Annotated in this window: 10 protein-coding genes; 7 read left to right on the forward strand and 3 right to left on the reverse strand. The window is 66.3% G+C overall.

Features of this window, described 5'->3' with window-relative positions:
• Window positions 1-12: 12 nt before the first annotated feature.
• Both ACN6LD_RS37355 and ACN6LD_RS37360 read left to right on the forward strand, forming a co-directional pair.
• Window positions 13-1095: a histidinol-phosphate transaminase gene (locus ACN6LD_RS37355; RefSeq protein WP_445045475.1), complete on the forward strand. Its 1083-nt coding sequence runs from the start codon at window positions 13-15 to the stop codon at window positions 1093-1095.
• Window positions 1092-1718 (forward strand): YitT family protein, encoded by a 627-nt coding sequence (locus ACN6LD_RS37360; RefSeq protein WP_445045476.1) that lies wholly within the window; start codon window positions 1092-1094, stop codon window positions 1716-1718. Before ACN6LD_RS37355 ends, ACN6LD_RS37360 begins: the two co-directional genes overlap by 4 nt.
• Here ACN6LD_RS37360 and ACN6LD_RS37365 read toward each other — a convergent pair.
• Entirely contained in the window at window positions 1703-2674 is a 972-nt protein-coding gene (locus ACN6LD_RS37365; RefSeq protein WP_445045487.1) for an ISAs1 family transposase, read from the reverse strand. The genes ACN6LD_RS37360 and ACN6LD_RS37365 overlap by 16 nt on opposite strands.
• Before the next feature lie 226 nt (window positions 2675-2900).
• On the opposite strand from ACN6LD_RS37365, the gene ACN6LD_RS37370 reads away from it, so the two are divergent.
• The 3 genes from ACN6LD_RS37370 (at window position 2901) to ACN6LD_RS37380 (ending at window position 4128) form a co-directional block, all read left to right on the forward strand.
• Window positions 2901-3191 (forward strand): hypothetical protein, encoded by a 291-nt coding sequence (locus tag ACN6LD_RS37370; protein ID WP_445045477.1) that lies wholly within the window; start codon window positions 2901-2903, stop codon window positions 3189-3191.
• 329 nt (window positions 3192-3520) lie between these two features.
• Window positions 3521-3868, forward strand: a complete 348-nt coding sequence (locus ACN6LD_RS37375) for a hypothetical protein (RefSeq protein WP_445045478.1) — start codon at window positions 3521-3523, stop codon at window positions 3866-3868.
• On the forward strand, window positions 3865-4128 hold the full coding sequence (locus ACN6LD_RS37380; protein WP_445045479.1) for a hypothetical protein: 264 nt from the start codon (window positions 3865-3867) through the stop codon (window positions 4126-4128). The genes ACN6LD_RS37375 and ACN6LD_RS37380 overlap by 4 nt, the downstream gene beginning before the upstream one ends.
• A gap of 258 nt (window positions 4129-4386) precedes the next feature.
• Here ACN6LD_RS37380 and ACN6LD_RS37385 read toward each other — a convergent pair whose 3' ends face one another.
• A complete protein-coding gene (locus tag ACN6LD_RS37385; protein ID WP_445045480.1) occupies window positions 4387-5223 on the reverse strand; it encodes an IS3 family transposase in 837 nt (278 codons plus the stop codon).
• Between the two features lie 5 nt (window positions 5224-5228).
• Complete coding sequence (locus ACN6LD_RS37390; RefSeq protein WP_060902739.1) at window positions 5229-5516, reverse strand: transposase; 288 nt, start codon at window positions 5514-5516, stop codon at window positions 5229-5231.
• A gap of 158 nt (window positions 5517-5674) precedes the next feature.
• On the opposite strand from ACN6LD_RS37390, the gene ACN6LD_RS37395 reads away from it, so the two are divergent.
• Both ACN6LD_RS37395 and ACN6LD_RS37400 read left to right on the forward strand, forming a co-directional pair.
• Window positions 5675-5980 (forward strand): transposase, encoded by a 306-nt coding sequence (locus ACN6LD_RS37395; RefSeq protein WP_445045481.1) that lies wholly within the window; start codon window positions 5675-5677, stop codon window positions 5978-5980.
• On the forward strand, window positions 5977-6504 hold the full coding sequence (locus ACN6LD_RS37400; protein ID WP_445045482.1) for an IS3 family transposase: 528 nt from the start codon (window positions 5977-5979) through the stop codon (window positions 6502-6504). Before ACN6LD_RS37395 ends, ACN6LD_RS37400 begins: the two co-directional genes overlap by 4 nt.
• Window positions 6505-6736: the final 232 nt, after the last annotated feature.

Below are 6736 nucleotides of genomic sequence, written 5' to 3' on the forward strand. Positions count from 1 at the left end.
ACCATCGTCGTCATGACCCATCCCGCCATGCCCCTGACGCCCCTGCCTCGTGGTTCTGTTTCCGCGCTGCCGCCCTACGTGGCTGGACGGGCGGGGCAGTCCGAGACGCTCACGCCGCTCGCCTCCAACGAGAGCCACTACCTGCCGCTCCAGTCCGTTCTTGATGTCATTGCACGTTCCGGCGCGAACATCAACCGGTACCCCGACAGCGGGGCAACGGCCCTGCGTGAGCGCATCGCAGAGCACCTCGCAGTGCCGGCGGACGAAGTCGCGGCCGGGCCGGGCAGCGTCGGCGTGCTCCAGCAGATCATTGTCTCGTTGTGCGATCCGGGCGACGAGGTCGTCTTCGCCTGGCGCTCCTTCGAGGCCTACCCCCTCCTCGTAACCCTTGCTGGAGCACGCCCCGTCCCGGTGCCGCTCGGCCCCGACGAAGGACACGACCTTGAGGCGATGGCCGCGGCAATAACCGACCGCACGCGAATCGTCCTCCTGTGCACCCCCAACAATCCCACCGGAGTGCCGATCAGCCGCGCTGCTATCGAACGATTGCCGCACGTGCTTGTTGTACTCGACGAGGCCTACGTCGAGTACAACACCGACCCTGCCTCAGCCAACGGGATCGAGAGCTACCGAAATGGACAGAATGTATGCGTCCTGCGCACGTTCTCGAAGGCCTACGGCCTCGCTGGCCTGCGTGTCGGCTACGCGATCGCGCGACCGCCCATAGCCGAGGCGCTGAGGAAGACTGCCATTCCTTTTGGCGTGAGCGACTTGGCCCAGCGGGCCGCGATTGCCTCGCTCGACGCCGAGCGCGAAATGCGTGACCGGACAGCGCGGATCACTTCCGAACGCGATCGTGTCATCTCCCGTGCCCGCGCAATCGGCTGGGCTGTGCCCAATTCACAAGCTAACTTCATCTGGATCCGGGCCGATGAAGACCGCCGCCAGAAAATCACCAAGGCATTCGAGGAAGCCGCCATCCTCGTCCGCGGGTACACCGGCGACGGGGTCCGCGTGACGCTCGCCGATCCAGCTACCAACGACCGCGTACTGCGCGTGCTCGCCGAGATGACCGGCAACGGGGGCGCACAGTGACCGGCGACCTCACGCCCCCGACCATCGCGCCGACCAGACATCGCGTGATCGACGATGTGCAGGGGATCTTCACCGGAACCTTCATCGCATCCCTTGGACTCTTCCTTCTCGGAACCAGCGGAACTGTCACGGGCGGCACCGCCGGCCTCGCACTCCTGCTCAGCTACGCAATCGAACAGCCCCTCGGGACGATCTTCCTCGCGACCAACATCCCGTTCTTCGTGCTCGCCGTCTGGAAGAAGGGGTGGGACTTCACGATCCGCACTGCGCTGGCGGTTGGCGTTGTTTGCCTCATGGCCTCCGTCCACCCTGCTGAGATCACCAAGATCGACGTGAACCCGGCCTATGCCGCACTGGTCGGCAATTTGCTGGCCGGGATGGGGCTACTCGTCCTCTTTCGGCACCGCTCCAGCCTTGGCGGCTTCAATATCATCGCTCTGATCATCCAAGAACGGCTCGGCCTGCGCGCCGGGTACATCCAAATGATCCTTGACATGACCATCGTGGTTGCGTCTCTCGCCGTCGTCGAGCCGCTCAAGGTTGTGCTCTCCGCCACGGGCGCAGTCTTCCTCAACGCCGTTCTCGCCTTCAACCATCGGCCGGGCCGCTACACCGGAACATGACAAACACAGATCGCACCAGCGTCAAGCCCCACCTGTGGACCCTGGAACGAGTCGGCGCGGTCGTCACCTGGGCAACGGGGGTGGTGTTGTCGACAGGGTCCCTTGCATGATTGAGGTCTGTCCGGATTCATCCGGTGATGCCGAGGGCGGCCAGGGGCCTTCGCCAGTCGCGAGCGGTGTGACGTAGGGCGGTGGCGATGTTTGTGTGGCCGTCCTGGCGGTGGACGCCGACAGATGGCGAGGTTGCGCAGGCCGGCCATGATGCGCGGGAGATGGCCGACATGGATCTTGGAGTCGTCCTCGCGGTACGTGCGGTCGCGGACGTGGTGCAGCAGGTTTTCGATCTTCCAGTGCCCTCTTATCCAGTCGGCGAGCTGGGCGCCGGTAACCGCGCCGGGCGGCAGGCTGGTGATCAGGTAGACGCGCTCGATGGTGAGCTTGCCGCTGGTGTAGTCCTTCCTCCAGCGCACGACTTGAAGGGCCTGGCGGGCATCGGGGTAGTCGAGGTGGGCGAAGGCGGCGGTCTTCAGCCGTCTGATCTCCAGGCGGTGCTGGGCCCGGGTGCGGTCGTAGTGGTCGAGAGTGATCTCGCGCCAGGGCAGACGGCGGACGCGGTCGAACAGGCCGGGGTGGTTGGCCTTGACCTGGGCGATGTAGTGGGCACCGCGCTTGCGGAGGTAGGTGCCGTGAGCGTGCTGGGTGTGCAGCGCGTCGGCGGTGATGACCGTGGCGGTCGGGTCGATGCTGTCCAGCAGGGGCCGGAAGGTGGGGATCTCGTTGCTCTTGTCGGTGACCTGGCGCTGGGCCAGGACGTGGCCGGTGTGGTCCATCGCGGCGAGCAGGGTGACGTGCCCGGTGGCGCGGGTGCGCGAGCCGCGCAGGGCCGTGCCATCGACAGCGATCGCCCGCAGTCCGGGGCCGGCCGGGGTGGCGCGGGCGGTGAGGAAGGCACAGATCGCCCGTTGTCGGCGTACTCGCGTATGTCACCTGTACGCCGACACCGGTCCAGGGCGTCGCCGTCGAGCTGGCCGAGCAGGCGGCGCAGGGTGTGGGGGCGCGGGACGGACACGGTGCCGGAGAGCGGGTCGACGGGGCATCGACGCCCACTACCCCGACCACCCCGACGGCTGCAGCATCCACCAGCCGAGGCTGCAGCCCCGCTCGGAAGCGGAGATCGCGTTCATGGGCATCGGCCCCGGGGCCGGGCGCTGGCTCAAGGAAGCCGGACCCGCGGGCGCCACTCGCATCCGCGCCAAGATGGCCCGCGCGGTCGAGCTCGCCACCGTCCTGGGCAACGACAAAGTCGACCAGGCCCTCGGTCTGGCGGCCACGGCCGGGCGCTTCGCCGACGACGACCTGCTCTCGATCCTGGGACACATTGCGGACAGCAAGCCCGTCGGCGAGGTCGTCCGCGCGGACGAGGCCCACTCTGTCCAGAACGGAACCATCGACTGGCAAGCCCTGGGCCAGTAGGCAACGACTTCAAGGAAGTTGACGCACGACTCTGCGGTCAGTCGCCGACAAAAGCCTGCCCGACCCAGTCACCGCCGCAAGCGGCCGGGAGCCGGTCGAGTTCCGCCAGCAGCAGCGACACCTGCCGATGGTTGAAGACCGCATCCCCATAGGGAGTCAGGCCTCAGAGCATCGGGAACAGCCCCGGATTCAGATCACCGAAAGCGGAAGTCCACCGCAACCCGCCCTCGGCCCGGGCTATGACGTCGCCGCTGTCACCGCGCACCTGCATATCGATCACCCGTCGAGCCTATCGGCGCCAATCCTGACCGACGAAGGAATTAACGACCATGACGTTTCCCCAGGCCCCGGCCCTGCCCGAGGAGCTCGACAAGCTCATGCGCCGCATGCGCCTGCCCTATATGCGCAAAGCAGCCCCGGACGTCCTGGCCACCGCCCGAGCCCAACGCTGGGACCCCGCCGCGGTGTTGCGGCTGCTGATATCCGAGGAGGTCACCGGCCGCGACGCCGCCACCCGGCGTCTTCGCCGCCACTCGGCGAACTTCCCCACCGGCAAGACCCTGGGCTCCTGGCGGGCCGAGGACTCGACCATCCCCGAACCGACCCAGAACTCCCTGATCACCCGGGTCTGTACGCTCACCGGTGTAATTGATGATCATGGAAGAGACATCAAGTGACTGACACCGTGACCGAGTCCGCGACCGCCGATGACCAGGCGGAACCGTCGTTGGAGAGTGCGGCGGTCGAGCAGAAGCTCATCGAGCAGCTCGTCGCGCAGGCCCGGAGCAAGGGTCTGCAGCTGACCGGCGAGGGCGGGCTGCTGCAGCAGCTGACCAAGACGGTTCCCCACGCTTCGATCAGGTGCAGGTGGCTGACCGCCGACATCTGTGGCGCAACCGTCTGGCAGCGTGCTGGGGAGAGAAAGGGCTGCATGTGAGCAGTTGGTACTCAATCCACCTGACCGGAGTTCTTCTAGCCTGGATTCATGAAAACAAAGGTTTTGATCGTTGCCGCCGTGGTTACGGGCGGATTGGCGTTCGTTTCCCTGGGTGCAACTGGCAGTCAGGCTGCGGCGGGGACGGTAACCACACCGATAATCCTGGACAGTTCGACCGTTCTCCATTCCGGTGAGGTCTCTGCGACTGCGAACTGTCCTACGGGGCGCCGCGTCACAGGCGGGGGTTTCAGGGTCCTCTCACTCAACGAGGCCGACGGCACCTGGGTCACCGATTCCGTCACCCACGTGCACTACTCCGCACCCGTGTCCACAGGAAGTGGGTGGACCGCCAAGGTCGACAATGGGGCGGCGAACCAGCGGTGGAAGCTCCGCGTCCTGGCCATCTGCGAGAGCTGAGGGCGCATACTGCAGTTCCTCACCCGATTCGCATACCTCCGTGATCAAGGTGTTGCGACGACCAGTTGAGTCCGCCGAGTACATGACGCAACCCTGCTCCAGGCCGCCACGCCCGGCCGCCATCCGCAAGGCGGCGACCGGCAGCTCGGCGCGGTGGTGGTCGGCCATCGCCCAACCGACCACCTCGCGCGTCGCGAGATCGATACAGGTCGCCAGATACAACTTCCCTTCCAGCGTGCTGAGTTCAGTCATGTCGCCGACGAGCCGCATCCCGGGCCGGGGCGCGGTGAAGTCCCGGCCGATCAGGTCGAGCGCGAACACCGCCCGCTTCGCCTGCCGGGTCAGGCCCCGCCGCCGGCGGCGGGTGATCCCGACGATCCGGTGCTTGCGCATCAGCCGCTCGATCTTCTTGGAGTTCACCACCCGCCCGGCCCGCCGCAGGGCGGCGTGGACCCGCGGGGCCCCATAGGCACCGCGAGATCCGGCGTGCAGCACCCGGATCTCGTCCACCAACAACTCCTCGGCCCGCTCCCGCACCGCCCGGGCCGGCCGCGACGCCCGGTGCGCGTAGTAGGTGGAACGGGGCACTCCCAGCACACGGCACAGAAACGCAACACTGTGACCTGCAGGATCACCCTCCGACGCCTTCTCCGCATCGATGAAACGACACCGTGCCACGGTGTCTACCTCATCTTGTCCTGAGCGAAGAAGGCGGTCGCTTTTCCCAGAACCTCGATCGTGGCCTCCTGCTCGCGGACCTTCCGCCGCAGCCGGACCAACTCCTCACGCTCCGCAGTGGTCAACGCCCCGGCGGGCCCCTCACCGCGGTCGACCTTCGCCTGCTTCACCCACCCGCGCAGCCCTTCCGGACTCACTCCCAGATCCCTCGCGACCTCGGTGACCGTCTTCTCCGAGGACAACGCCAAGGCGACCGCGTCCCGCTTGAACTCGGCCGTGTACCGCTTACTCATGTTGCTCTTGCTACTCACTACCTGTGACTGCTTCCTCCGGGACCATCCGTCCCACTATCAAGCTGTCCGGCCGGCAGGGGGAACCTCAGTCCGTGACTTCCCCTTGATGTTGGACACCTGGACACTGGGACATGAGGTTCCAGAGGAAGTAGTGCCAGGTGGGAAGCAAAAGCAACCGCAGCAGGCGGTACTCGGAGGAGTTCAAGCGCGACGCGGTCGCGCTGGTCCGCTCGTCCGGCAAGACCGTCACCGAGGTGGCCCGGGAGATCGGGGTCAGCGCCGAGGGCCTGCGGAACTGGGTCAAACAGGACATGATCGACCGCGGGCAGGGGGCGCCGGGCGAGCTCACAAGTGTGGAGCGGGAGGAACTGCGTCGGCTGAGGCGGCAGAACCGTGAGCAGGCCGAGACGATCGAGGTGCTGCGAAAAGCGGCGGTCTTCTTCGCGAAGGAGAGCGATCGATGAACGACGTGTATGCGTTCATCGAGGCGGAGAAGACCACCCACCCAGTCGCTCTGATGTGCCGGCTGCTGAAGGTGGCCCGCTCCTCCTTCTACTCCTGGATGGCCGGAGCCGCCCGCCGGGCCGCCGACGACGCCCTGGCCCACGAGATCACCGTCTTGCACATCGCCTCCCGGTGCACCTACGGGGTGCCGCGCATCCACGCCGAGCTTCGCAGGCTGGACCGGCGGGTCAACCGCAAGCGAGTGGAGCAGATCATGCGTGAGCGCGACATCTGCGGGGTGACCCGGTGCAAGCGCCGGTCGTTGACCCGTCCGGCGAAGAAGGCGGTGCCCGCTCACGACCTGATCGGCCGCGACTTCACGGCCGCCGCCCCGGAGCGGAAACTGGTCAGTGACATCACCTACATCCCCCACCGACGAGGGCTGGCTGTATCTGGCGACCTGGCTGGACCTGGCGACCCGCGAGATCGTCGGCTACTCGATGGCCGACCACTCGCTGAATGTGAGACAGAGCCGTCAAGTTAACAATCCCAAGTGACCCTGATCGCCTCCATCTTGGCCTCATCGCAGTGTGATGGTACGAATGGCACCCAGGGTGAGCAGCGCTACGATGGCTGCGATTCCTAGTGCTGTGCTCACGATCGGGAATGCGTCGCCGAGAGTGAAACCGCCGGAGCCTGCTAGGAGTTGTCTTCAAATGTCACGCCCACATCAGGAGCGAGGCGAGGGTGACGGCTGCCTGATAGGACTCGGCGGT

This window comes from Streptomyces sp. SAS_272, assembly GCF_052543235.1.

What these genes read in the sequence shown, in the direction of transcription:
- ACN6LD_RS37355 (WP_445045475.1), top strand. Translation starts at nt 13, where the DNA reads ATGACCCATCCCGCCATGCCCCTGACGCCCCTGCCTCGTGGTTCTGTT.
- ACN6LD_RS37370 (WP_445045477.1), top strand. Translation starts at nt 2,901, where the DNA reads ATGGGCATCGGCCCCGGGGCCGGGCGCTGGCTCAAGGAAGCCGGACCC.
- ACN6LD_RS37375 (WP_445045478.1), top strand. Translation starts at nt 3,521, where the DNA reads ATGACGTTTCCCCAGGCCCCGGCCCTGCCCGAGGAGCTCGACAAGCTC.
- ACN6LD_RS37390 (WP_060902739.1), bottom strand. Translation starts at nt 5,516, where the DNA reads ATGAGTAAGCGGTACACGGCCGAGTTCAAGCGGGACGCGGTCGCCTTG.
- ACN6LD_RS37400 (WP_445045482.1), top strand. Translation starts at nt 5,977, where the DNA reads ATGAACGACGTGTATGCGTTCATCGAGGCGGAGAAGACCACCCACCCA.